The organism is Bartonella sp. AA81SXKL (assembly GCF_042196945.1).
GTDB lineage: Bacteria > Pseudomonadota > Alphaproteobacteria > Rhizobiales > Rhizobiaceae > Bartonella.
Map to the genome: position 1 here is coordinate 1 of NZ_JBHIRH010000222.1, position 733 is coordinate 733.

Sequence of the window (733 nt, forward strand, 5' to 3'; positions counted from 1 at the left end):
CAACATCCCATATTCTCAAAACCGCTTCTCATCTGATTTCTCATAATCAAGGAAGGCTTGGAAAAACTCTTTTTTCTGATCAAGTAAATACCGAAGAAGAAAAAGTAAAAATTCATGCTGCCTGGGATTCGGAGGAAGAAGCTCGCGCCATCGGAGAAGAAATTGAACGCGCACAACAAGCCGATCATTCATTAAATCATATAGCTATATTGGTGCGCGCATCATTCCAAATGCGTGAATTTGAAGATCGCTTTGTAACACTTGGTCTCAATTACCGTGTCATTGGTGGTCCACGCTTTTATGAACGAATGGAAATACGTGATGCAATGGCATATTTGCGCGTTGTGGTTCAACCAGCAGATGACTTAGCTTTTGAACGTATTATTAACACACCAAAACGCGGTTTAGGAGATGCTACTCTGCGCATTCTTTATGAGAGCGCAAGAACACGCGCTATTCCTCTCTTTTTTGCCGCCGCCGAAATCATTGAAACGGATGAGTTAAAACCCAAAGCACGCAGCGCTTTGCGAAGCGTTGTTGAAAACTTCCGTCGCTGGCAAAATATGCTCCAAAACACACCCCATAGAGAGCTTGCCGAAATAATTCTGGATGATTCAGGCTACACAAGTATGTGGCTAGAAGATCGCTCACCGGAAGCACCAACACGACTAGAAAATCTCAAAGAAATGGTTCGCTCTATGGAACAATTCGAAAGCCTCCCTAGCTTTTTAGA

Annotated in this window: 1 protein-coding gene; it reads left to right on the forward strand. The window is 43.2% G+C overall.

All coding sequences use genetic code 11. From position 1 onward, the window contains the following. Positions 1–733: ATP-dependent helicase (locus ACFINZ_RS10725; protein ID WP_375701511.1), on the forward strand; the 733-nt coding region annotated here is incomplete at both ends.